This is a genomic window from Lacrimispora sp. (genome assembly GCF_031982545.1).
Taxonomy (GTDB): Bacteria; Bacillota; Clostridia; order Lachnospirales; family Lachnospiraceae; genus Lacrimispora.
Genome location: NZ_DALYXB010000013.1, coordinates 86,324 through 109,812 on the forward strand (window position 1 = coordinate 86,324; position 23,489 = coordinate 109,812).

General features: G+C 42.3%; 19 protein-coding genes. 15 read left to right on the forward strand and 4 right to left on the reverse strand.

Annotated elements, in window-relative coordinates; genetic code table 11:
- Positions 1-134 precede the first annotated feature (134 nt).
- The 8 genes from ABS301_RS20255 (at position 135) to brnQ (ending at position 10,147) form a co-directional block, all read left to right on the forward strand.
- Positions 135-1,169 carry a DnaD domain protein gene (locus tag ABS301_RS20255; protein WP_349673932.1) on the forward strand — a complete coding sequence of 345 codons (1,035 nt, stop codon included), beginning with the start codon at positions 135-137 and terminating at the stop codon, positions 1,167-1,169.
- A gap of 33 nt (positions 1,170-1,202) precedes the next feature.
- Positions 1,203-2,207: an ATP-binding protein gene (locus ABS301_RS20260; protein ID WP_349673933.1), complete on the forward strand. Its 1,005-nt coding sequence runs from the start codon at positions 1,203-1,205 to the stop codon at positions 2,205-2,207.
- Positions 2,208-2,465: 258 nt separating this feature from the next.
- Positions 2,466-3,752 carry a citrate transporter gene (locus ABS301_RS20265; RefSeq protein WP_349673934.1) on the forward strand — a complete coding sequence of 429 codons (1,287 nt, stop codon included), beginning with the start codon at positions 2,466-2,468 and terminating at the stop codon, positions 3,750-3,752.
- A gap of 39 nt (positions 3,753-3,791) precedes the next feature.
- The gene (locus ABS301_RS20270; RefSeq protein WP_349673935.1) at positions 3,792-5,918 is read left to right on the forward strand and encodes a hydantoinase/oxoprolinase family protein; all 2,127 of its coding nucleotides are present in this window, start codon (positions 3,792-3,794) and stop codon (positions 5,916-5,918) included.
- Positions 5,908-6,543, forward strand: a complete 636-nt coding sequence (locus tag ABS301_RS20275; protein ID WP_349673936.1) for a hypothetical protein — start codon at positions 5,908-5,910, stop codon at positions 6,541-6,543. Before ABS301_RS20270 ends, ABS301_RS20275 begins: the two co-directional genes overlap by 11 nt.
- 148 nt (positions 6,544-6,691) lie before the next feature.
- Complete coding sequence (locus ABS301_RS20280; RefSeq protein WP_349673937.1) at positions 6,692-7,429, forward strand: GntR family transcriptional regulator; 738 nt, start codon at positions 6,692-6,694, stop codon at positions 7,427-7,429.
- Positions 7,430-7,638: 209 nt separating this feature from the next.
- Positions 7,639-8,817: a ribose-phosphate pyrophosphokinase gene (locus tag ABS301_RS20285; RefSeq protein ID WP_349673938.1), complete on the forward strand. Its 1,179-nt coding sequence runs from the start codon at positions 7,639-7,641 to the stop codon at positions 8,815-8,817.
- 10 nt (positions 8,818-8,827) lie between these two features.
- Positions 8,828-10,147, forward strand: a complete 1,320-nt coding sequence (brnQ, locus tag ABS301_RS20290; RefSeq protein WP_349673987.1) for a branched-chain amino acid transport system II carrier protein — start codon at positions 8,828-8,830, stop codon at positions 10,145-10,147.
- Positions 10,148-10,195: 48 nt separating this feature from the next.
- Here brnQ and ABS301_RS20295 read toward each other — a convergent pair whose 3' ends face one another.
- The 3 genes from ABS301_RS20295 to asnS all read right to left on the reverse strand — a co-directional run bounded on the left by ABS301_RS20295 (position 10,196) and on the right by asnS (position 14,687).
- Entirely contained in the window at positions 10,196-12,058 is a 1,863-nt protein-coding gene (locus ABS301_RS20295; protein ID WP_349673939.1) for an ATP-binding protein, read from the reverse strand.
- Positions 12,059-12,061: 3 nt separating this feature from the next.
- On the reverse strand, positions 12,062-13,132 hold the full coding sequence (locus tag ABS301_RS20300; protein WP_349673940.1) for a metallophosphoesterase family protein: 1,071 nt from the start codon (positions 13,130-13,132) through the stop codon (positions 12,062-12,064).
- Between the two features lie 163 nt (positions 13,133-13,295).
- Positions 13,296-14,687: an asparagine--tRNA ligase gene (gene asnS / locus ABS301_RS20305; protein ID WP_349673941.1), complete on the reverse strand. Its 1,392-nt coding sequence runs from the start codon at positions 14,685-14,687 to the stop codon at positions 13,296-13,298.
- A gap of 245 nt (positions 14,688-14,932) precedes the next feature.
- On the opposite strand from asnS, the gene ABS301_RS20310 reads away from it, so the two are divergent.
- From ABS301_RS20310 to ABS301_RS20340, 7 genes are all read left to right on the forward strand, one after another.
- Positions 14,933-16,207, forward strand: coding sequence for a glucose-1-phosphate adenylyltransferase (locus ABS301_RS20310; protein WP_349673942.1), 1,275 nt, complete (start codon positions 14,933-14,935; stop codon positions 16,205-16,207).
- Complete coding sequence (gene glgD, locus ABS301_RS20315; protein WP_170824088.1) at positions 16,204-17,325, forward strand: glucose-1-phosphate adenylyltransferase subunit GlgD; 1,122 nt, start codon at positions 16,204-16,206, stop codon at positions 17,323-17,325. The genes ABS301_RS20310 and glgD overlap by 4 nt, the downstream gene beginning before the upstream one ends.
- A 26-nt stretch (positions 17,326-17,351) precedes the next feature.
- On the forward strand, positions 17,352-17,639 hold the full coding sequence (gene spoVG, locus ABS301_RS20320) for a septation regulator SpoVG (protein WP_349673943.1): 288 nt from the start codon (positions 17,352-17,354) through the stop codon (positions 17,637-17,639).
- A gap of 143 nt (positions 17,640-17,782) precedes the next feature.
- Positions 17,783-18,769 carry a diaminopimelate dehydrogenase gene (locus ABS301_RS20325; protein WP_349673944.1) on the forward strand — a complete coding sequence of 329 codons (987 nt, stop codon included), beginning with the start codon at positions 17,783-17,785 and terminating at the stop codon, positions 18,767-18,769.
- Between the two features lie 21 nt (positions 18,770-18,790).
- Positions 18,791-19,201: a DUF3783 domain-containing protein gene (locus tag ABS301_RS20330; protein ID WP_349673945.1), complete on the forward strand. Its 411-nt coding sequence runs from the start codon at positions 18,791-18,793 to the stop codon at positions 19,199-19,201.
- Entirely contained in the window at positions 19,198-20,925 is a 1,728-nt protein-coding gene (locus ABS301_RS20335; protein WP_349673946.1) for an ABC transporter ATP-binding protein, read from the forward strand. Before ABS301_RS20330 ends, ABS301_RS20335 begins: the two co-directional genes overlap by 4 nt.
- Positions 20,922-22,679 carry an ABC transporter ATP-binding protein gene (locus tag ABS301_RS20340; RefSeq protein WP_349673947.1) on the forward strand — a complete coding sequence of 586 codons (1,758 nt, stop codon included), beginning with the start codon at positions 20,922-20,924 and terminating at the stop codon, positions 22,677-22,679. Before ABS301_RS20335 ends, ABS301_RS20340 begins: the two co-directional genes overlap by 4 nt.
- A 43-nt stretch (positions 22,680-22,722) precedes the next feature.
- On the opposite strand, the gene ABS301_RS20345 is transcribed toward ABS301_RS20340, so the two are convergent.
- Positions 22,723-23,472 carry a phosphotransferase family protein gene (locus ABS301_RS20345; RefSeq protein ID WP_349667684.1) on the reverse strand — a complete coding sequence of 250 codons (750 nt, stop codon included), beginning with the start codon at positions 23,470-23,472 and terminating at the stop codon, positions 22,723-22,725.
- Between the last annotated feature and the right edge of the window lie 17 nt (positions 23,473-23,489).

The following is a 23,489-nucleotide window of genomic DNA, read 5'->3' on the forward strand; positions in this document are numbered from 1 at the left end:
TGGATAAACTAAGATTATGTATACTTGGTTTCCACATTATCCACAATATCCACAATTGATTTAGTGGATAACTGCCCCTATTTTCTTTTGGAAAGACCTGTGGTATGATAGGAACATGATAAAAAGGTGAGGTTATGGCGGTGAACTTTAAAAGCAGTTTTAAGATCAATGGAACGATAATATCCAATCAATTCATAGACGATTTTATGGCTTCGGCCAATGGTGAATACATAAAAGAATATCTGTTTCTGATGCGTCATGAAGGGGAAGAGGTTACTGTTTCCATGATTGCTGATGCCTTAAACCATACAGAGGCAGATGTAGCCCGTGCCTTATCCTATTGGAAAAAAGCAGGAGTATTAGGCGAGGCGGCAGCCTCAAAACCGGAGGTTTCTTCGGCCGCTTCGGAGACTGCATGTTCCGGGCGCCCGGCAGAAGCAGTGAAAAAGGAGATACCTGCACCATCTGCAAGCAGAAAATCCTACACTCCGGATCAAATCAGCGGGCTGGCAGGAGATGAAGATTTTTCTCAATTGCTTTATATTGCCCAAAAATATATGAACAAAGTTTTCACTCAAAGAGAATGTGAGGTATTTGCGTATCTGTATGATGGCCTTCATATGCCTGCAGAGCTTTTAGAGTATGTTGTGGAATATTGTGTACAGGGCGGTCATACCAGCATTCGATATATTGAGACAGTGGCCATCAGCTGGCACGAAAAGGGTTTTAAGACAGTTGATGATGCTAAGAATAATGCACTTACATTTTCTAAGGATTCCTTTGCAGTCATGAGAGCATTTGGACTGAGCGACCGTAATCCCGGAGATTCAGAACGGGAATACATGGATAAGTGGTTCCGTACTTACGGATTTACCAAAGACCTGGTTATGGAGGCCTGCAGCAGGACTCTGACGGCGACACATTCTCCCAGTTTTCCTTATACGGACAAGATTATAGAAGGATGGAAGAAAGCAGGAGCCCGTACCATGGAGGATATTAAAAGACTGGACGAGCAGCACGCAGACCGGAAAAAGAGCGGCGGCGATAAAGGTACTAAGGCTGCAGCCGGTGCAAAAGGGAAGAACGGACAAAACCAGTTTCAGAACTTTCCTCAAAGAGAAATTGATTATGATGCTCTTATTCTTGAACAGCTGACAGAGTTTAAGTAACGATAGATAAGCACGATAGAAACGGAGGTAATTATGGCACTGAGCAATTCACAGTATGATGCCATCATGCGGGCTTACGGGCAGCAGCAGTTAAAGGACCGGCATGAACAGGAAAAGCGGATTGCGCAAGTATATAATAAAATACCTGTGATTAAGGAACTTGATGATTCCATCAGTACAAGAGCAGTCTCCTGCGCCCGCAGGCTTTTGGATGGGGATAAACAAGCCCTAAAAGAGCTGAGAGAGGAAATTGCAGATCTGCGGGAACAAAAGTCGGTTCTTTTAAAGTCTGCCGGATATAAGGTTGATTTTATGGAGATGCAGTACTTGTGTCCGGACTGTAAAGACACGGGGTATTCCGAAGGCATAAAGTGCCACTGCTTCCGACAGTCAGAGATGAAATATCTATATGCACAATCCAACATTGAGCAAATCATTGCAGTGGAGAATTTTAATACATTTTCTTATGAATATTTTGATGATACAAAAGCAATGCCGGTTTTAAACCGGACGGTGAAGCAGTATATGATTCAGGTTACGGAAACCTGCCGCAGTTTCGTAAAAAACCTGCCTAAAGAACATGGGAATTTGTTGTTTACAGGCCCTACTGGCGTGGGAAAGACATTTTTAACTAATTGTATTGCCAAAGAGCTGATCGATAAGTTTTATTCCGTGATCTATTTATCCGCTAACGATCTCTTTGAGGTATTTTCCAAAAACCGGTTTGATTATCAGGATGAAGACGACATGAAAGGAATGTATCAGTATATTCTGGACTGTGATCTTTTAATCATTGATGATCTGGGAACAGAGCTAAATAACAGCTTTACCTCTTCCGAATTGTTTTACTGTATTAACGAACGGCTTAATTCTTCAAAGTCAACCATTATATCTACCAATCATTCCATTAACGAGCTGAGGGATCGATATACGGAACGTGTTACTTCCAGGCTGATCAGCCGATATACGGTAATTCCTATATATGGAGATGATATCAGAATTAAGAAGAAGGCTGGAACTGTAAATAACCGGTACTAACAGAAATTTAAAATAGTTTTTTAGAAAATAAAGTGTGCCCTGAAACGGCTTATTGAGCCGGTTCAAGGTACATTTTTTGCTTTTAGTAGGAAAAATAGACAAAATAATTTGTTCCTTTTCAGTTATTTTATCAATAGACTTGGTATGAAATGGTAGTATACTAATGTGTGTAATATATTAGTCGCACAGATGAAGGCAAGGCAATTCCTTTTCGTGCAGGCTGAACTACTAATCATATCTTGTTGAAGGAGGAAGTGTATGAGTCTTTATGTTATTGTGGCGGGTATTTTATTACTCGTATCGTTTGCAGGACTTATTGGTTACTGTATGAAGGGGGGGAACCTGTTAGTTGGGTTTGTCTTTATGGCACTGATCTGGTGCCTTGTGGGACGGGTGCCATATCGGACTGTAATAGATACTGTGTTCCAGTCATCCGTGGAAAGTTACGGACCAACCATAGCTATTATTGTCTTTGGAAGCTGGTTTGGCAGGGTGATCGTAGATACGGGAATCGCAGGTTTTATCATTAAAAAAACGGTGGAGATGGCTGGAGACAAGCCGCTTGTAACAACTATTCTGGTATCTCTGGTTTGTACTCTTATTTTTACCAGCGCATTTGGCGTAGGATCTGTAATGGCAATCGGTATGATAGTACTTCCTATTCTGTTTTCTCTTGGGGTTGAGAAACGTGTAGCAGTAGGTGCCTATATGATGTCTGTTGCAGGTGGAATGTATTTAAATCTTGGGTATGTAAATCAGCTTCTCGCTCTGTTCCCCAATATGACTTACGATAACACATATTTGAGATTTGCAGTAATTGCCACCATTATCCATGTAATTGTCATGCTCATATTTATTATATATCATTTTAGAAAAAGCGGACAGGGAAAGGCCCGTGCTTGGGCGGTAATGAATTCAGGGTCTGTGCAGCAAATTCCGGCAGTTGCGGCGATTGTCCCCTTTTTGCCAATTTTAATGGTAGCAATATTTAAGTGGAAACCGGTTCCAGCTTTCCTGATTGGTATTTTCTTTGGACTTCTTCTTACGAGAAATATGACAAGCTATAAACTGGCAATTGAAAAGGTACAAAAAACTCTGTACGACGGAATTGCTGATGTGGGTCTTCTTATCGGTATGCTTTATGGCGTTAATATTTTCAGTACTGCAGCAAAACAGGTAGCTCCAATCCTCAGTGAGCTTCTAGGCGGAGTCATTCCTCAGTCGGCTATTATTATCTTAATTGCATTTATAATTTGTGCGCCTTTGGGACTTTTTAGAGGACCACTTATGGTATTTGGTTCTGGTGCTGCTACACTTGCTATTTTACAGGCCACCGGATTTTTCCCGGAATCATTCTTATTTATTCTGTTTTTGGTGCCGCCGGTTGCAATTGTTGCAAACTCCTGCCCAACCCAGTCCTGGAGTATGTGGGGAATCAGTTATGCAAAGCTGGAGCCCAAAACTTATATTCGCACCAACTTTCCCTGGTCCTGGCTGATTTTTGCGGCTAATTTATTGGCAGGGTATATGATAATAGCTAGATGATTCAGTTGTTGAAATAAAGCAGTTAGATTAGGAGGACAAATGAGCAGACGATCAATTCGTATAGGAATCGATGTTGGCGGTACTCATACTAAGGCAGTTGCCATTGACAATGATACAAACCAGATAGTAGGCAAGGGTATCGTTATGACGACTCACTTCCACGAAAGCGGAGTTGCAAAAGGTGTCGTGGAGGCTTTTGAAAAATGTCTGATGGAAAATGATATCAAGCCAGACGAAGTGATTTTTATTGCGCATAGCACAACACAGGCTACCAACGCACTTTTGGAGGGTGATGTTGCCAAAGTGGGCGTTATAGGTATTGGAAGAGGCTTCTTAGAGAGCATGATGGCAAAGAAACAGACTCATATCGAAAATATTGATTTGGGAACAGGGAAATACATTGAGATAAGCAATGATTTCATCCGAAGCAAAGATATGACCCAGGAAGCCATAAAAGAGAAAGTAGATGCTCTGATCAAGGATGGAGCCAGAGTAATTGTTGCCAGTAAGGCCTTTGGAGTGGACGACCTCACGGAAGAGAAGGAGGTGGCAAAAGAAGTTGAGAGCCAGGGGAAGCCCTGTACGCTTGCCTCTGATATTACAAAGCTGTATGGTCTGACAACACGAACCAGAACTGCTGCTTTAAATGCCAGCATCCTACCCAAAATGCTTGAAACAGCCACCAGCACGGAGTCAAGTGTAAGAAGCACCGGTGTGACAGTACCTCTTATGATTATGAGAGGGGATGGGGGCGTTATGGAAATCGAGGAGATGAAAAAGCGTCCTATTCTAACCATGCTTTCTGGACCGGCTGCCAGTGTAATCGGAGCTCTTATGTATTTAAGAGCCTCCAACGGCATTTACTTTGAGGTGGGAGGTACCTCCACTAATATTGGTGTCATTAAAAATGGACGTCCTTCGGTAGATTATTCTATTATTGGCGGACATAGAACTTATGTAAACTCTCTGGATGTACGGGTCTTAGGCGTAGCCGGAGGCAGCATGGTACGGGCCTGTAAAGGAAAGATTGTAGATGTGGGACCGAGAAGTGCTCATATTGCCAATATGGGATATGCAGCGTTTACACCACCAGAATTGTTTGATGGAGCAAAGCTATATTACATGCAGCCTCGCAGCAATGATCCAAAGGACTATGTGGCAATTCGATTAAATAACGGGGAAAGCGTTACTATCACAAATACTTGTGCAGCCAATGTCCTTGGCATTTTGAAGGAAGGCGACTATGCTCAGGGAATTTATGAATCCAGCGTGAAAGCTATGACGCTGCTTGCAGAGGAAGTGAACCTGTCGGTGGAGGAAGCCGCCAGGGTTATATTAACAAAAGCCTGTGAAAAGATTCAGCCTGTTATTGAAGATCTCATTGCAAAGTATAAACTGGAGCGAGATCAGGTGGTGCTGGTAGGTGCAGGAGGAGGTGCAGGGACACTTCTTACATTTACGGCCCAAACGATGGATTTTCAATATCAGATTCCAGAACACGCCGACGTTATTTCTTCTATTGGAGTTGCACTTGCAATGGTTCGGGAAATGGTAGAAAGAACAATTCCTAACCCTACAGCAAAGGACATTGCGGAATTAAAGAAGGAAGCAAAAGAACTTGCTATGAGCAGCGGTGCAGTAGAAGACACCATCGAAGTTTATGTAGAGATTGACGAGCAGTCTCAAAAGGTTACTGCAATTGCAATGGGTTCCACTGAGGTAAAAACAACGGACTTAATGAAAAACTGTCAAGAGGAAGAGGCTGTGGAAATAGGGGCTCAATCCGTGGGAGTACAAAACAGTAATGTGACCATGAGGGCAGCAACCAGCGGATTCTTTATTATGACCGTTAAAAATAATGGTGATCAGGCACTGAGAGTTATTGATAAAAAAGGGTTCATTAAGGTACAAAGAAGAAATGGCAATGTCATGAAGACTACAGTAAGATCGGCTCCAGAAGAGTTAAAAGGAATATGGGATCAGACCAGCAGCTTCGCAGGAGAGGTTCGGATCAATCCAGATGTGTATGTGGTTGCTGGAAGCAAAATGCTTGACTATTCCGGAGTACCAGAGCTTGCTCAGGTGGCAGGTCTTATAGAAGCAGAGCTTTGTGACCGGGAGCCGGATGAAGAGTGCATTCTGGTGGTAGCTAAAAATGATTTGTAATGAAAAAAGAAAGCAGTTATTAGAAGATATGAACCGGCCAAATAAGTTTTGGAGGGAATATACCTTTAATAAAGATGCATCCACTTCAGCTCTTTTGCAGGAAAGCAAAGAGGAAATAATAGAAAAAAGTATTCAAACTGCTATGGTTATGTATAAGAAATACATGAAAGCTTACGCTGGCTGTTCCCCTGAGGAATGGCCGGCGCGGTTTTCTTTAGAGGTGGAGCACCGATATTACTATGAACAGTATGAGATTCAAAGATATATCGCCCTTTATCTCCCATTAGAAAAAACGATTGTACTCCAGCATAAAGCCCTTAATAAGGTTCAGGAGTTTATTGCACAGAATGATCTTTGTGATATGTTTTCAGAGGAAGAGATGAGACATATCGCGATGTATCACGAGATATTCCATCATATCGAAACCATAACACCGGAGATATATACCGCTTCCAGAATGATAAAAAAGCGGTTTTTTCGGGTGTTTTCCTATAATACCAGCTGCATCGCTGCCAGTGAAGTAGCGGCAGTTGAATTCTCCAGGCTTATGAGCCAATCAGACTGTCACCCTTGTGTATATGAACGATTGCTTGACATGGCTTTAAGTGATGACAAGCTTAATTAATTTGACGTTTCTCCGCAAATGTGGTATATTAATATATTAGTATAAAATAAAAAAATGGCTTGTTTATAAAAAGAAATAGGTCATATTTGTACGGTTTGTGGCACTTTATAAACGCCTAATTAATAAAGATAGAAAAGGAGGACATCTGTTGCTGAATAAACCCGAAAAGAAAACCACTGCTGATAATATTTATAGTGAACTTGGCAATAGCATTATCGAAATGCGGATCCGGCCGGGGGTCATTCTTACCATTAATGATCTTGCACAGGAAATGAATGTAAGCCGTTCGCCGGTACGTGATGCTTTAATTCGTCTGGAAAGAGAAGGGCTTATCATGACTCTTCCCCAAAAAGGCATTATGATTTCAAAAATCAATCTGGAAAAGGCACAGAAGGAACAATATATCAGGTACAGCGTTGAGATAAACGTTTTAAAAGAATTTGTTGATAATTATACAAGAAAACATATATCGGATTTAAACAGTCTGATTGAACAGCAGGAAAAAGCCATAAAGGAAAAAGACACCAGGGCTTTTTTGTCTCTGGATGACGAATTCCATAAGTATTTTTTTGCTGCAACGGATAAGCAGTATTGTGCGGAGCTTATCTGGGGCGATGCTGGCAATTACCAGCGTCTTCGTCAGCTTATCTGTGTAGATACCACTCATGAGGAAAGCGTGCTTTCTGAACATCGGCAAATGATTGAGGCAATTAAAAAGAAAGATGAGGAGTCTCTGATTCATATAGCAAGCCAGCATCTGCTTGATATCGATGATAATGCTATTAAAATTGGGGAACAGTATCCGGAACTATTTGAGGCCCTGCCCAAAAAGGGTAAGATGAGGATCTTTGGTGATGATTTCCTTGGAGGTCTGGTAAAAGGCTAGATGCCGATATAAGTATAGTAATAGCTTCTCCATTTATTGGATGAAGCTGTTCTTATTTCTAAGTTTTGGAATATATGGTAAAAGCTTGAATAAATGAAATAGATATTTTAGAAATTAGGGGCAATTCTTCTGATTGACTTGACTAAAGCGACACATAATGTTATAAAAGAACCGTTGCATTGCATAAGGACACGTTGGAGGAGAAACAAATGCTTTATGAAGAGAAAACGATAGAAACCATTCCGGTTGGACCATTGGGCTTAATTCCTTTAAAAAGCTGCAAGGAACTGGGAGAAAAAGTAAATGATTACCTGGTGTCATGGAGACAGGAGCGGGAAAGTGAACATAAGTCTACCATCGCTTTTTCCGGTTATCAGAGAGATACTTACATCATAGGAGCCAGCACCCCCAGATTCGGAACCGGAGAGGCAAAAGGCACCCTGCAGCAGTCTGTGCGAGGTGATGACCTTTATATCATGGTCGATGTGTGTAACTACAGCCTGACCTATTCTCTATGCGGTATGACCAACCACATGTCCCCTGATGATCATTTTCAGGATTTAAAGCGTGTGATCGCTGCATCAGCAGGTAAACCAAGACGTATTAATGTAATTATGCCTTTCTTATATGAGAGCCGTCAGCATAAGCGTTCCAGAAGAGAGTCTCTTGACTGCGCACTGGCACTTCGTGAGCTTGTGAACATGGGTGTGGAGAATATTATCACATTTGATGCCCATGACCCCAGAGTGCAGAATGCAATTCCGTTAAAAGGTTTTGAGACGGTTCAGCCGATCTACCAGTTCATTAAATATTTGTTAAAAGAAGAGAAAGAACTGGATATTGACAGCGAACATATGATGGTAATCAGCCCGGACGAAGGCGGCATGGGACGTGCAGTATTCTTTGCCAATGTACTGGGACTGGATATGGGTATGTTCTATAAGCGTCGTGATTACACCCAGATTATAAATGGACGCAACCCCATCGTAGCCCATGAGTTCCTTGGTGCGTCCGTAGAAGGAAAAGATGTAATTATTGTTGATGACATGATTTCCTCTGGCGAAAGTATGCTTGATGTTGCAAAAGAACTGAAACGGAGAAAGGCAAGAAAAGTATTTGTCTGCGCTACGTTCGGACTCTTTACCAACGGACTTGCAAAGTTTGATGAATATTATGAAAATGGATTAATTGACCGGATCTTAACCACTAATCTGGTATATCAGACACCGGATCTTTTGTCCAGACCTTATTATATTAATGTTGATATGAGCAAGTATATTGCCCTTATCATTGACAACTTAAATCATGATGCTTCCCTCAGCGGTCTGCTTAACCCAACAACCAGAATCAACCGGCTGCTGGAGCGTTACCGCGCCGGAGACCGTTAATTACGAGGATATTATGGAGCGATTGACTAAAGAAAAATTAGTTTTAGCCGGACTTACGGTATTCTCCATGTTTTTTGGAGCAGGAAACCTGATCTTTCCGCCTTTTCTGGGAGCGTCAGCAGGAACCGCTACCTGGATTGCGGTGGCGGGATTTGCAGTAACTGCAATCGGCTTTCCGGTTTTAGGCGTCGTGGCGGTGGCTCAGTCCGGAGGGCTGGATAAACTGGCGGGGCGTGTTCATCCGAAGTTTGCTTTTATTTTTACCTTATTAATTTATTTATCCATTGGCCCTTGTCTTGCAATTCCAAGGACTGCAAGTACATCTTTTGAGATGGCAGTGGTTCCCTTCTTAAAAGAGGGAACTTCAAGTGCACTGATGCAGTTTCTGTATTCGGTAGTATTTTTTACCATTGCATTCGTAGTAGCCCTAAAGCCAGATAAACTGACAGACCGTCTGGGGAAGATTCTGACTCCCATACTTTTGGTTCTGATCGCAGTGATCTTTGCCGGATGTATCATTCACCCGGCGGGAGCCTATGGAACACCTTCTGAAACATATCAGAAAGCTCCGTTTATTAAAGGATTTCTGGAAGGTTATATGACTATGGATACCATTGCAGCCTTAAATTTCGGTATTATTATATCGTTAAATATTAAGGCCATGGGCATAAAGAAAGAAGCAGATGTAGTTCATGAAACCATCAGGGCCGGTTTATTTGCAGGTGGAATTCTCCTGCTGGTTTACAGTGCCTTATCACATGTTGGCGCAGTGACCGGTGGTGCATTTGGACTGGCAGATAACGGTGCTCAGACCTTGAACCAGGCAGTACAGTTTTTATATGGAAAAGCAGGTCTTATTCTGCTGGCAGCAGTTTTTTTCATTGCATGTCTGAATACCTGTATTGGTCTGATCAGCTGTTGCAGCAAGTATTTCTGTACCATTGTACCGAAGATTGGGTACCGGACGTGGGCGTTTTTATTCGCTTTTGTCAGCCTTATCATATCCAACGCAGGACTTAATAAGATACTCGAGATATCAGTACCTGTTTTAAGTGCTTTATATCCCATTTCCATTGTACTGATTATCCTGTCTTTTGCTTTTCGTGATGGAAAACGATGGAGAGCGGTCTATGTCTGTGCCATGGGTTTAACGGGAATCATAGGAGTGTTGCTGTCACTGGAAACGGCAGGAGCAGATATTTTACATGCAGAACTTATAAAGCTTCCATTTTATTCATACGGGCTTGGCTGGATATGCCCGGCAGCAGTGGGTATTGTAATTGGAGTTATAATCGAAGCAATAATGGGGTCACTAAAAACACATGAATAATAAAAAATCCCTGAAAGAGATGTGAATCAAATCTCCTTCAGGGATTTTCTATATTTCGATTAAATGATAAGGCATCAAGTTTGCAGTCATCATCTGAGCTTCCCGCTGGTGGCAGGTAAAAATAATGATCTGATTTGTATAAGTACCAGCCAGCCATTTTAATCCGGTCTTTAACCTGTCGTCGTCATAAAGAACGAAGCTGTCATCAAATATAAATGGCATTCTTTCGTCACCGGCCTGAATCAGCGTTGCAGCAGCCAGACGGAGAGCCAGATAAACCTGATCCATAGTTCCGCTGCTGACCTGCTCCAAAGGTACCAGCTTGGTTTTCGTATTTAAGAAGATGTTTAAGTTCTCATCTACACTCATGCTGGTGTAGATTCCTCCAGTAATTCCGGAAATTAAATCGGAAGCCGCTTTATTTAAGTATAGTCCGAACGAGTCTCGGATTGAGGAAGATAAATTGGTCATGGTTTCCAAGGCTAAGTCTACCGCGGAGATTTCTTCCCGTATACGGTCATTTTCTGCAAGTATATGCTTTAATCCTTCCGCCTGGGTTTTACAGCCGGATAAATGATCCAGCTTCTTCTCCAGCTCCCACTGACTTTTTTGCTGTGTCTCTATGGTAACTCCGCAGCCTTCCAGCTTCTTATTAAGCTCCTCGATCTGGGCTGCTTTCTGGTTGATGGCTGCTTCTGATTTGGATACGGCAGAGCAAAGCCGTGTGAATTCAGCCATGCGGTTCTTAAATGCCTGTATGGATTCCGGAGTAATGTCTGTATCACCTAAGTGCCGGGATAAAATCTCTTCAAGTACCTTGCCACTCATTTCCATATCCTTCATGTGATGACGAATCCTTAGAAAAAGGAGTAGGCCAATCAGATAGAAAATAAGAGCGCCGCTTACAAAAACACTTAAGAGCAAAATGAGATCAACGCCGTAATACGCGGAAAAATAATTGGATTCTCCCATATAATAAATAACACCGGTGCTGCAAAGTAAAAGTGTGGCTAAAATAAGTGATATGGCGGAAGCAAACTTTTTAGGTTTCCTATTGCAGGCGGCCTGGGCTTCCATATAATCATCATAATGCTCCTGAGCTTTTTGGGAATAGGAATTTATGGAGTCGTGGTCGGTAAACTGGTTGCTTGTAAGAACCTGTCTGCCTCTTGCCACTTTTTTAATTAACTCTTCCTTTTCTGCCTGGCGTTCTTCCAGATCCGTCTTCATATCCACCCGAAGCTTTTGATAGTTCTGTATCTGGTTTTCGTACTCAGGGGCTGAAATTTCCTTTTCAATGTTGCGTATTTCACTTAACAGAGAGGTGTAGGTACGGGCAGCTTCCGGAACCATCTGGGATTCCAGTTCCTTTCTCTGAGACTTTAAGCAGGCGGCTGCTTTGGTTATATTAAGTGCAAGATTGCCCGTTGTATTCAGGTTTGCAATGTAATTTTTCAGCTCCGTCACCATACCTTCATCAGTGGCACTTTTTAACTGACCGATGCTGATGGTGTTGATGTAGGAGGTTTCGCTTAAACCGCAAAGAAGATCATCTAAAAACGCCTTAGTGGGCTCGATTTCTTTTCCAGCCGTTTCATCCACTACCTTAAACTCTTTTTTGTTTTTCTGGAAAGTCCGTTCAATCCGATAGATGTGTTCCTTATGTTCCACCCGGATCTGGCCTTCATAAGTTCCGCTGTTTTCCCATGGCTCGAAACGGGAGTAGAGATCATTTCTGGAAGCTCTGCCTCTTTGCCGTTCAATTCCAAAGAGCATGCTGCGGATAAAGGTATGGATTGTGGATTTTCCAGCTTCATTTTTTCCGTAAACAATGTTGATTCCATCATGGAACGTTAAGTTCCTGCCGTGAAATTTCCCAAATCCATTGATGTAGATGTCCAGTATTTTCATGGGTCAGCTCCTTTCATCCGTTGTACGAAGCAAAGCATTGATTCCGTAATAAAGTGCTTTCTTCTCAACCCCGCTCATCTCCGGCTTTTGAAGTGCCTGGATAAAAAAGCCGATCATATCACTGGGGTGTTCCGCAAAGAGAGCAGAGAAATTATACTGTGGTTCAGACTCGTCTATCATTTCCAATATTTTAAAACGGGCGGAAAGCATATCCAAATCAAAGGTAATATCAGGATCCCTCATACCACGTATGCGGAACCGGTAAATATTCTCCCCGCCCCGGTTTTGAATCTCCTGGGTGATTTTCATGGCTAGTTCTGTATTGGTCGTGGCTGGGGTGACATTGACTGCAAGAGAGATGTACTGAAGCTTTGCAAGAGGGATGAATTTTAATGAGGTCACCATACGGGTCACCTCGTTGATCTCTCCTACCATCATGCCGTGAGGGCCGGACTCTGTCTTGTCCAGAGGTTCCAGAGAACCTGCAAATGCCATACGGTTTTCAATGAGAATCTCAGGACGGTGAATATGTCCCATCGCGATGTAGGAGAAGTCCAGACTGGACATGGCGCCTTTATCAAAGGGGATATGGTTGGCATCTCCTCCGTGGCCTAAAAGGACGTGAATTCTTCCGTTGTTTGGTACCTTTAAATGATCAAGACGGTTTTCGGGTATCTCCACAGAGTGATAGCTAAAGCCATAAACCTCCGTATTGATCTCTTTAAAATAAACGCTTTCCAGCTCCTCTCCCATGATATAAGACACGTTAGGAGCCCATGTAAAGCTTAAAAGGGCTGAATTATTACGGATGCGGTCATGATTTCCTGCAATGATGACCACACGGACGCCCGGAATGGTTGAAAATAAATAATTAACCTCTTTTAAGTCTCTGGCAAGGGGCTGGCGGTGAAAAAGATCACCGGAAATAAAAAGACAGTCAGCTTCCAGAGTCTTTGCCTGGTTTACCGCCTTTGCAAAAGTGTCTTTTATATCCTGGGAACGTTCCCGGCTCCAGGGCTTATCGCTGTCAGGGCTCATGCCCCAGTGAACATCTGCAATATGTATGAATTTCATCGTCAATACCTCGCTGGTACAGCACTGTACAGAGAATCTGGTCTTGCTGTACGGAATCCTCTTTCATAGACTTGGAACCACATATAAAAGAAATCTTAAACTCCCTTCATACATGGTTCCGGTATAAAGAGGCTGTCTGATTACTGGCAGCAGCCTCAACGGCTTAAAGTTCGCAGTTGTTAACGGTTCTTGGGAATGGAACCACGTCGCGGATATTGGACATACCTGTTAAATACATAACACAGCGTTCAAATCCAAGACCGAATCCGGCATGACGGGTAGAACCGTATTTTCTTAAATCAAGGTAGAAATCGTAATCTTCTTTCTTAAGTCCCAGTTCATCCATACGTGCGGTGAGCTTCTCCAAGTCGTCTTCTCTCTGGCTTCCGCCAATAATCTCACCGATACCTGGTACCAGACAGTCAACAGCAGCAACAGTCTTGCTGTCCGGGTTCATCTTCATGTAAAATGCTTTGATTTCCTTTGGATAATCAGTTACAAATACCGGTTTTTTATAGAGCTGTTCTGTTAAATAACGTTCATGCTCGGTCTGTAAATCACAGCCCCAGAATACTTTATAATCAAATTCTTCATTGTGTTTCTCTAAAAGCTCAACTGCTTCGGTGTAAGTCACATGAGCGAATTCGGAATTTAATACATGGTTCAGTCTTTCTAACAATTCCTTGTCCACAAACTGGTTAAAGAAGTTCATCTCTTCCGGTGCGTGCTCAAGAACATAACGGATCACATATTTTAACATGGATTCTGCCAGTTCCATATCATCCTGAAGATCAGCAAAAGCCATCTCAGGCTCAATCATCCAGAATTCTGCTGCGTGCCGGGTGGTATTGGAGTTCTCAGCACGGAATGTAGGACCAAAGGTATAAACACTTCGAAAGGCCATGGCATAGGTTTCTGCATTGAGCTGTCCACTTACGGTTAAGTTGGTTGGTTTTCCAAAGAAATCCTGAGAAAAGTCTACAGCGCCCTCCTGGGTCATGGGAATATTCTTTAAATCCATGGTTGTTACCTGGAACATCTCACCAGCACCTTCACAATCACTTCCTGTGATAAGGGGGGTGTGTACATAGACAAAATCCCTCTCCTGAAAGAACTGATGGATGGCATAGGCAATGAGAGAACGTACACGGAAAACTGCCTGAAACGTATTCGTTCTTGGACGAAGATGGGAGATGGTTCTTAAATATTCGAAGGTATGACGCTTTTTCTGAAGTGGGTAGTCAGGGGCAGACGCACCTTCAATGTCGATTTTTGCGGCTTGAATCTCGAAAGGCTGCTTGGCTTCCGGTGTCGGAATCAGGGTTCCTGTGACGATAACCGCTGCTCCAACGTTTAATTTGGATATCTCTGAAAAATTATCCATAGTGTCATGATATACGATCTGAAGCGTGTCAAAATAGCTTCCGTCATTTAATACAATGAAACCAAAGGTTTTGGAGTCCCTTAAGCTTCTCACCCAGCCGCCAATTGTAACTTCCTTGTTGAGAAATGAATCTTTGTCTCTATATATTTGTCTTACTGTGGTTAATTCCATAATAGCTTCTCCTTTTACATGTTCGCATACTTAGTAAGATTATACTGTATTTTCGGCCTCGATTCAAGGGGGATGGGGGGCAAAAACGCTGTATCTGTACTAAAATGTAAAAGAAATGACAAAAGCATGAAAAATGTCGGAAAATGCACAAAAAATTATGACAATAATTCAAAAATTTGTTCACTATTTTACGAATGTGTGGTATAATGCTAGTACAATAAATATCAACAGCAAGAGGTGATAACGTGATTAAAAAAGAGATGATTGCCATGCTTCTTGCGGGCGGTCAGGGCAGTCGTTTAGGTGTTCTGACGCAGAAGGTGGCAAAACCCGCAGTATCCTTTGGCGGAAAATACCGGATCATCGATTTTCCGCTCAGCAATTGCATCAATTCAGGAGTCGATACAGTAGGGGTCCTGACTCAGTATCAGCCATTGCGTTTAAACACTCATATTGGAATAGGTATTCCGTGGGATTTAGACCGTAACGTTGGCGGTGTCACGATTCTTCCTCCCTATGAAAGAAGCAAGGGAAGCGACTGGTATACCGGTACAGCCAATGCCATCTATCAGAACCTGGAGTATATGGAAACCTATAACCCGGATTATGTTCTTATCCTCTCAGGGGATCATATTTATAAGATGGATTATGAGGTTATGCTGGAGTATCATAAAGCAAATAATGCTGATATCACGATTGCTGCCATGCCGGTCCCTATTGAAGAGGCCAGCCGTTTCGGAATTCTGATCACCGATGAGAACAACCGGATAACAGAATTCGAGGAAAAACCTGCAAATCCCAGAAGCAATCTTGCTTCCATGGGCATCTACATATTCAGCTGGAAGGTCTTAAAAGAAGCATTACTCAAAATGTCAGATGTTCCCGGCTGTGACTTTGGAAAGCATATCATACCAGATTGTTTTGACTCAGGGAACCGTGTATTTGCATACGAATACAACGGTTACTGGAAGGATGTAGGAACCTTAAGCTCTTATTGGGAAGCCAATATGGAGCTGATTGATATCATTCCGGAATTTAATCTTTATGAAGAGTATTGGAAGATTTATACCAAGAGTGATATTATTCCCCCTCAGTATGTGTCAAAAGAGGCTGTCATTGACAGAAGTATCATCGGAGAAGGAACTGAAATCTGCGGAGAGGTTCATAACTCCGTCATTGGTTCTGGTGTAGTAATCAAGCCAGGGGCTGTAGTGAAAGATTCAATTATCATGAGAGAGTGCGTGATAGGGGAGAACACTACAATCAGTAAAGCAATCATCGCTGAGAACGTTATTGTCGGTGCAGACTGTGAATTGGGAGCAGGTGATTTCGCACCCAGCAAATACGATCCCAAGGTTTATCAGTTTGATCTGGTAACCATTGGTGAAAATTCAGTCATACCAGATAAAGTAAAGGTGGGGAAGAACACAGCAATTGTCGGTGAGACCAGACTGGAGGATTATCCGGATGGGGAGCTGGCAGGCGGTGACTACATCATAAAGGCAGGTGGTATGAAATGAGGGCCATAGGAATTGTATTAGCAGGCGGAAACAGCAAAAGAATGAGGGAATTATCCAATAAAAGGGCCATAGCCGCTATGCCCATCGCAGGAAACTACCGCAGCATAGATTTTGCACTCAGTAATATGACGAACTCACATATACAGAATGTGGCGGTTTTAACCCAGTATAATTCCAGATCTCTTCATCTGCATTTAAGTTCTTCCAAGTGGTGGGATTTCGGTAGAAAGCAGGGAGGCCTGTATGTATTCACCCCTACCATTACAGCAGAAAGCAGCGACTGGTACAGAGGAACTGCCGACGCCCTTTATCAGAATCTGATATTCTTAAAAAATAGTCATGAGCCGTATGTGGTTATCGCTGCAGGAGATGGCATCTATAAGCTTGATTATGGAAAAGTACTGGAATATCATATTGAAAAGAAGGCTGACATCACCGTTGTCTGTACGGAACTTCCGGCAGGAGAAGACACAACCCGCTTTGGAATTGTGAAAACCAACGATGACGGAAGAATTACAGATTTTGAGGAAAAGCCAATGGTTGCATCCTCTAACACAGTCTCCTGCGGTATTTATGTAATCCGCAGACGACAGCTGATTGAGTTAATTGAGCGGTGTGCCATGGAAGACCGTTATGATTTTGTGAGTGACATTCTCGTCCGTTACCGGAATCTTAAAAGAATCTATGCCTACCGTATGAATACATACTGGAGAAACATTGCCTCTGTGGAGTCCTACTATAAGACCAATATGGACTTTTTAAAACCAGAGGTCAGGGATTATTTCTTCCGACAGTATCCGGATGTTTATTCGAAGATTGATGATCTGCCACCGGCAAAGTACAATCCTGGAGCTTCTGTGAAAAACAGCCTGATCTCCAGCGGCAGTATTGTCAATGGAGTAGTAGAAAACTCCGTTTTATTTAAAAAAGCTTATATCGGTAACAACTGTGTCATCAGGAATTCCATCATTTTAAATGATGTTTATATAGGAGACAATACGGTAATAGAAAACTGTATCGTGGAAAGCCGGGATACCATCCGGGCCAATACCACCTATATAGGAACGCCAGACAATGTAAAAATTGTCATAGAAAAAAACGAGAGATACACATTATAGGAAATGTGACGGGAAGGGGCTTTAACATGCAGATTACAGACGTAAGAGTTAGACGCATCGAAAAAGAGGGTAAGATGAAAGCTATTGTATCCATAACACTGGACAATGAATTTGTGATTCATGATATTAAGGTAATTGAAGGAGAAAAAGGCTTGTTTATTGCCATGCCAAGCCGCAAGGCTGCAGACGGGGAGTACCGGGATATCGCACATCCCATTAATTCCGGAACCCGGGATATGATCCAGAAAGTAATTTTGGATAAGTATGAGACCACGGCTCTTGAGATGCCGGAGGTCGCAGCAGCATTTGCTTAAGTAACTATATAATTATAATCCGCAGACCAGATTTTATCCGGCTGCGGATTTTTTTATCAAAAAATCAATAGAATACGGGATTTACACCAGTGTCCTTGTAATCTATAATAGATAGTAATAAATTTGCGAAAGGTGGGTCATTTATGACTATAAAAATAGGAATTTTAGGCTACGGAAATCTTGGAAGAGGTGTGGAATGTGCAATTCTACATAATCCGGATATGGAACTTTGTGCGGTATTTACCAGGAGAGATCCTAAATCAATCAGTCTTCTTACACCGGGAGTGGAGGTTTATCCGGTTGAAGAGGCCATTTCCATGAAAGATGCAGTTGATGTACTGATTCTCTGCGGAGGAAGCGCGCATGATCTTCCAGAGCAGACTCCCCAGTTTGCCAGATATTTTAATGTGGTGGACAGCTTTGACACCCATGCTAAAATTCAGGAGCACTTTGAAAAGGTGGACGCCAGCGCCAAAGAGGGTAATAAAACAGGAATTATCTCCGTTGGCTGGGATCCGGGTATGTTCTCCTTAAACCGCCTGTATGCAGGAGCCATATTACCAGGTGGTCACGATTATACCTTCTGGGGCAAGGGAGTCAGCCAGGGACATTCAGATGCCATACGTAAAATAGAAGGTGTTAAAGACGCAAGGCAGTATACCATTCCTGTTAAAGAATCTTTGGAAGCAGTGCGTAGTGGGAAAAATCCAGAGCTCACTACCAGACAGAAACATACCAGGGAGTGCTATGTAGTTTTAAAAGAAGGAGCAGATCAGGAAAAAATAAAGGAAGAGATTGTGACCATGCCCAATTATTTTGCTGATTATGATACAGAGGTTCATTTTATCAGTGAAGAGGAACTGATGCGGGACCATAAAGGAATTCCACACGGTGGATCTGTGATAAGAACTGGAACAACCGGCTGGAACGATGAGAACGGTCATGTGGTTGAATACAGCTTAAAACTGGATTCAAACCCTGAATTTACCGCATCTGTTCTGATTGCTTATGCAAGGGCTGCCTATCGTTTGAATAAAGAAGGGGTGAGCGGTTGTAAAACCGTGTTTGATATTCCACCTTCTTATTTAAGCATATTAGATGGCGAACAACTTCGCAGACAACTGCTATAGACAGCAACAGGAGGAGACGAAATGTCAGTAAAAAAAGAAATGGTATTGTATTATTGTCCGGAAAAGGATAGTCAGAAAGGGAATGATTCAAGAATTGCCAGGTTAAAGGCAGTTCTGGTACGAATGGGAATCCGCATTAAAAATATTACACCAGACCAGACTGGTCAGGCTATCGGTTATCTGGCTGGTATTGAGGGATTTGAAGAGCAGCCATCAGGTGAATATCCGATGGTGGAGGAAGAAGTTCTGGTAATGAAGAATTTTTCCAGCAGAAAAATTGATGAACTGCTAATGAATTTAAGGCGTTCCGGAGTATCAAGAATAGCTTTAAAGGCTGTGATAACAGATACCAATTCAAAATGGAATTTCTACGAATTATATCAGGAACTGAAAAAAGAGCATGAGACTATGTCTGGTAAAGAAGAGTCATGAAACGAATTATAACGTATTATTTAAAGCCCTATTATCTTCGGATGACTGTGGGCTTTTTCATTAAATTTTCAGGTACACTGATGGATCTTTTTCTCCCCTGGACACTGGCCCGCATGATTGATGTGGTGATTCCAGCGGGAAAAAAAGAAGAAATTTATCTGTGGGGATTCTTCATGCTGGTATGCTCTGTTTTGGCTGTGACACTAAGCATTATTGCAAACCGCATGGCATCGAGAGTGGCAAGTGACTCGATTTTTACCATACGGGAGGATTTATTTCGCAAGGTAATGATTCTTTCAAACCGGCAGGTTGATGAATTAACAAGACCCTCCCTGATCTCCAGACTTACCAGTGATACTTATAATGTGCACCAGATGATTGGAAGAATTCAGAGACTTGGAGTACGATCCCCAATCTTACTGGTAGGCGGAATTATAATGACTTTTTTACTGGATCCTGTTTTAGCCTGTATCCTTTTAGGAGTTCTTCCCCTTCTGACAGCAGTGGTCATTGTTGTTTCTGGTAAAAGTATTCCTCAGTTTACCCAGCTGCAGGAAAAGGTGGATGGATTTGTGCGTCTGATTCGGGAGGACATAGCTGGAATCCGTGTCATTAAAGCCCTTTCTAAAGAAGACTTTGAGAGGGAACGGTTCAATCAACATAATCGTGAGGTAGTGGATTGGGAAAAACGTGCTACCGTTACAACAGCCATAATAAACCCGGTTATGAACATGTTTCTCAATATGGGGCTGGTGTGTGTCGTAATTGCAGGTGCATACCGTGTTAATGAGGGGCTATCAAAAGTTGGCACCATATTGGCATTTATGACTTACTTTACAATAATTTTAAATGCCCTCATGTCTATTTCCAGAATGTTTGTTATTGTATCAAAGGCAGCCGCGTCAGCGGAGCGGATTGACAGAGTTTTTAAAGGTGAAGATGAGTCCTCTTTCCTATTGGCATCTGCATTAAAGGAGATGGAAAATGAAATTTCATTTCTGGAATTTGATCATGTATCCTTTTCTTATGACGGTACTGGTAACCATTTAAGGGACATCTCGTTTCGAATGCAAAAGGGAGAAACGCTGGGGATAATAGGGGCAACGGGATCGGGAAAATCTACGGTTGTCAATCTTCTTATGAGATATTACGATCCGGATGAGGGTACAATTCGTATTAATGGGCGGGATATCCGTGCAATGAGCCTTAAAGATTTAAGGTCCAGATTTGGAACTGTATTTCAAAATGATGTGATATTTGAAGAATCCATATTGGAAAACATACGAATGGGGCGTAATATTTCTGAGAAAGAAGCCGTTGATGCAGCCGGTTATGCCAAGGCACTTGATTTTATCGGACAAAAAGGGGGCATATTAGAATCTTTAAATATCCGGGGCGCCAATTTAAGCGGAGGTCAGAAGCAGAGAATTCTTATAGCAAGAGCCCTCGCCGCCCATCCTGAAATTTTAGTACTTGATGATTCTTCAAGCGCACTGGACTACAAAACAGATTCCCAGCTAAGGAGTGAACTAAAGGAAAATTTCTCCCGAACTACCTGTATCCTGATTGCCCAGAGGGTTAGCTCCGTTATGAACTTAAATCAGATTCTGGTACTGGATGAGGGGGCTGTTATTGGGCAGGGTACTCATGAAGAATTAATGAAAACCTGTGAAGGCTATCGGGAAATAGTTACTTCTCAGATGGGAGCGGGAGGAAACGTATGAAAGACTCACAAAAAAGCACAATAAAACGTTTGATGCCTTATCTGATGAAATACCGGTTTTTACTTCTTCTTGCCTTTGTTATGACAATAGGAAGCAATCTGCTGGCATTACTGGGACCTTTGCTTTCCGGTTATGCTGTTGATGCCATAGAACCTGGGAAGGGAAGTGTGAATTTTCCCCGCGTGTTTCAATACGCAGGTCTTATGGCCATGTTTTATCTGATATCTTCTATCCTGTCCTATATCCTTTCTGTATTGATGATTACAATCAGTCGAAAGGTAGTGTATCAGATGCGTAAGGATGTTTTTGAACGAATGCTTTACCTGCCGGCCGGTTATTATGATACCCATCAGACAGGGGATATTATAAGTCGTATTTCTTATGATATTGATACGGTAAATGAATCTCTGTCCAGTGACTTAATTCAGATTCTTACCACGCTGGTGACGGTTGTGGGGGCTCTTTATATGATGGTAATCATCTCGCCAAAACTTGTGCTGGTATTTGTAATAACGGTGCCCTTATCAGGCCTGATGACCAGATTTATCACAAGCCGAACAAGGCCTCTTTTTCGTGAGCGGGCCAGAAGCCTTGGTGCGCTCAATGGATTTGTGGAAGAAACGGTTACTGGGCAAAAAAGTATTAAAGCCTATTGTGAGGAAGAAGAGGTTATCCGTAAGTTTTCATTCAAAAATAAAGAGGCTGTGGAAAGTTATTATAAATCAGAATATTATGGAAGCATGACCGGTCCAATGGTTAATTTCATTAATAATCTGTCCCTGACCTTAATCAGCGTATTTGGTGCATTCCTTTATCTGACAGGTGCCATGTCAGTGGGCCAGATCTCCTCATTTGTACTCTATTCAAGAAAATTTTCTGGTCCTATTAATGAGGCTGCAAATATTATGAATGATCTTCAGTCTGCCCTTGCAGCGGCAGAGAGGGTGTTTAAGCTTATGGATGAAATTCCGGAGCAGGAAGACAGAAAAGATGCGGTGGTAATTTCTGATTTAAAACAATCCGTCGAAGGCTGTGTTGAATTCGCTCATGTGGATTTTGAATATGAGCCTGGAAAACCCATACTGCAGAATCTATCCTTAAAAGCAGAACCTGGAAAGTTGATTGCGATTGTAGGCCCGACTGGAGCAGGAAAAACAACAATCATAAATTTGCTAATGCGCTTTTATGACGTGGATGGCGGTAAAATTACCATTGATGGTATGGATATAAGAGATCTGACCAGGAAAAGTCTCAGAAAGTCATTTGCCATGGTATTACAGGAAACATGGCTGTTTCAGGGAACGATCTATGAGAACCTGGCTTATGGAAAAGAAGACGCAACTTTGGATGATGTGGTAAAAGCGGCAAAAGATGCACGGATTCATTCCTTTATTGAACAGCTGCCGGAAGGTTATAATACCATCTTAAAAGAAGACGGAACAAATATATCTAAGGGTCAGAAGCAGCTTTTAACCATAGCAAGAGCCATGCTGCTTGATAGTAAAATACTAATTCTGGATGAAGCAACATCGAATGTGGACACAAGAACTGAACTTCGGATTCAGCAGGCTATGCGCCGCCTGATGGCAGGAAAAACCTGTTTTGTTATTGCACATCGTCTCTCTACCATTCAGGATTCAGATCTGATAGCGGTTATTTATCAGGGGGGAGTTGCAGAACAGGGGACTCATCAGAGTTTAATGGAAAAAAAGGGCAGATATTATGAAATGGTCATGGCTCAATATGATTCTTAAAAAGGGAACGGATGAAATAATATCCGTTCCCTTTTTCTGTCTTTTACTGGTAATCACAAACTCCGGCCCATTTATTCAGAAGTTCTGCTTCTTCCGGCCGTTTCTTGGAAAGCTGGGCAGCTGCAACAATGGGAAGCCATGACTGAACATACTTTTTCGCGGTTCCGGTCTTCTTACAGAACAGGTTCATATACATATCTGCCTTATTCTGGTCCTGCAGACAGAACAGCAGATAGGTTCTTGCTACATCTGCACTGGCATTGCCCTGAGTGGCATGAACCCAGTCCAGAACAAACATGGTGCCGTCTTCCTTTACAATGATATTGGAGGGGTTAAAATCGCCATGGCAGAGTTTTGTATGCTTTGGCATGCTGTCAAGCTGAGTGCGCATGTCATATCTTGTTACGTCACCAAGCTCTTCAATGTCCTGGATCTGCTTGGATATTTTATCCTTCAGCTTATTTAAATGGGGACAATGCTTAGACATGACATTCAGGTGAAGATTTACCATCTGTTCCATATATTCAGGCAGTTTTTCCGGATTTTCATCCATAAGCTGCTGGAGGGTTTTGCCTTCAATAAAATCAAAGGTAATGGACCACTGGTTATCAAAAACACCGACTTCCAGTACTCTTGGAACATTAACGCCGCCAATTTCTTCTACTCTGGCGCTGATCAGTGCTTCGTTTAATACTTCAGCCTTTGGAAACTCAGCGTTGAAAACCTTAATTGCCTTTTCACCATCGTGAAAGACCTTTTTTGTTGCTGTTGTAGCGATTAATTCTGCTGCCATATGAACCTCTCCTTCCA

What these genes read in the sequence shown, in the direction of transcription:
- ABS301_RS20255 (WP_349673932.1), top strand. Translation starts at nt 135, where the DNA reads ATGGCGGTGAACTTTAAAAGCAGTTTTAAGATCAATGGAACGATAATA.
- ABS301_RS20260 (WP_349673933.1), top strand. Translation starts at nt 1,203, where the DNA reads ATGGCACTGAGCAATTCACAGTATGATGCCATCATGCGGGCTTACGGG.
- ABS301_RS20265 (WP_349673934.1), top strand. Translation starts at nt 2,466, where the DNA reads ATGAGTCTTTATGTTATTGTGGCGGGTATTTTATTACTCGTATCGTTT.
- ABS301_RS20270 (WP_349673935.1), top strand. Translation starts at nt 3,792, where the DNA reads ATGAGCAGACGATCAATTCGTATAGGAATCGATGTTGGCGGTACTCAT.
- ABS301_RS20275 (WP_349673936.1), top strand. Translation starts at nt 5,908, where the DNA reads ATGATTTGTAATGAAAAAAGAAAGCAGTTATTAGAAGATATGAACCGG.
- ABS301_RS20285 (WP_349673938.1), top strand. Translation starts at nt 7,639, where the DNA reads ATGCTTTATGAAGAGAAAACGATAGAAACCATTCCGGTTGGACCATTG.
- ABS301_RS20295 (WP_349673939.1), bottom strand. Translation starts at nt 12,058, where the DNA reads ATGAAAATACTGGACATCTACATCAATGGATTTGGGAAATTTCACGGC.
- ABS301_RS20300 (WP_349673940.1), bottom strand. Translation starts at nt 13,132, where the DNA reads ATGAAATTCATACATATTGCAGATGTTCACTGGGGCATGAGCCCTGAC.
- asnS (WP_349673941.1), bottom strand. Translation starts at nt 14,687, where the DNA reads ATGGAATTAACCACAGTAAGACAAATATATAGAGACAAAGATTCATTT.
- glgD (WP_170824088.1), top strand. Translation starts at nt 16,204, where the DNA reads ATGAGGGCCATAGGAATTGTATTAGCAGGCGGAAACAGCAAAAGAATG.
- spoVG (WP_349673943.1), top strand. Translation starts at nt 17,352, where the DNA reads ATGCAGATTACAGACGTAAGAGTTAGACGCATCGAAAAAGAGGGTAAG.
- ABS301_RS20325 (WP_349673944.1), top strand. Translation starts at nt 17,783, where the DNA reads ATGACTATAAAAATAGGAATTTTAGGCTACGGAAATCTTGGAAGAGGT.
- ABS301_RS20330 (WP_349673945.1), top strand. Translation starts at nt 18,791, where the DNA reads ATGTCAGTAAAAAAAGAAATGGTATTGTATTATTGTCCGGAAAAGGAT.
- ABS301_RS20335 (WP_349673946.1), top strand. Translation starts at nt 19,198, where the DNA reads ATGAAACGAATTATAACGTATTATTTAAAGCCCTATTATCTTCGGATG.
- ABS301_RS20340 (WP_349673947.1), top strand. Translation starts at nt 20,922, where the DNA reads ATGAAAGACTCACAAAAAAGCACAATAAAACGTTTGATGCCTTATCTG.
- ABS301_RS20345 (WP_349667684.1), bottom strand. Translation starts at nt 23,472, where the DNA reads ATGGCAGCAGAATTAATCGCTACAACAGCAACAAAAAAGGTCTTTCAC.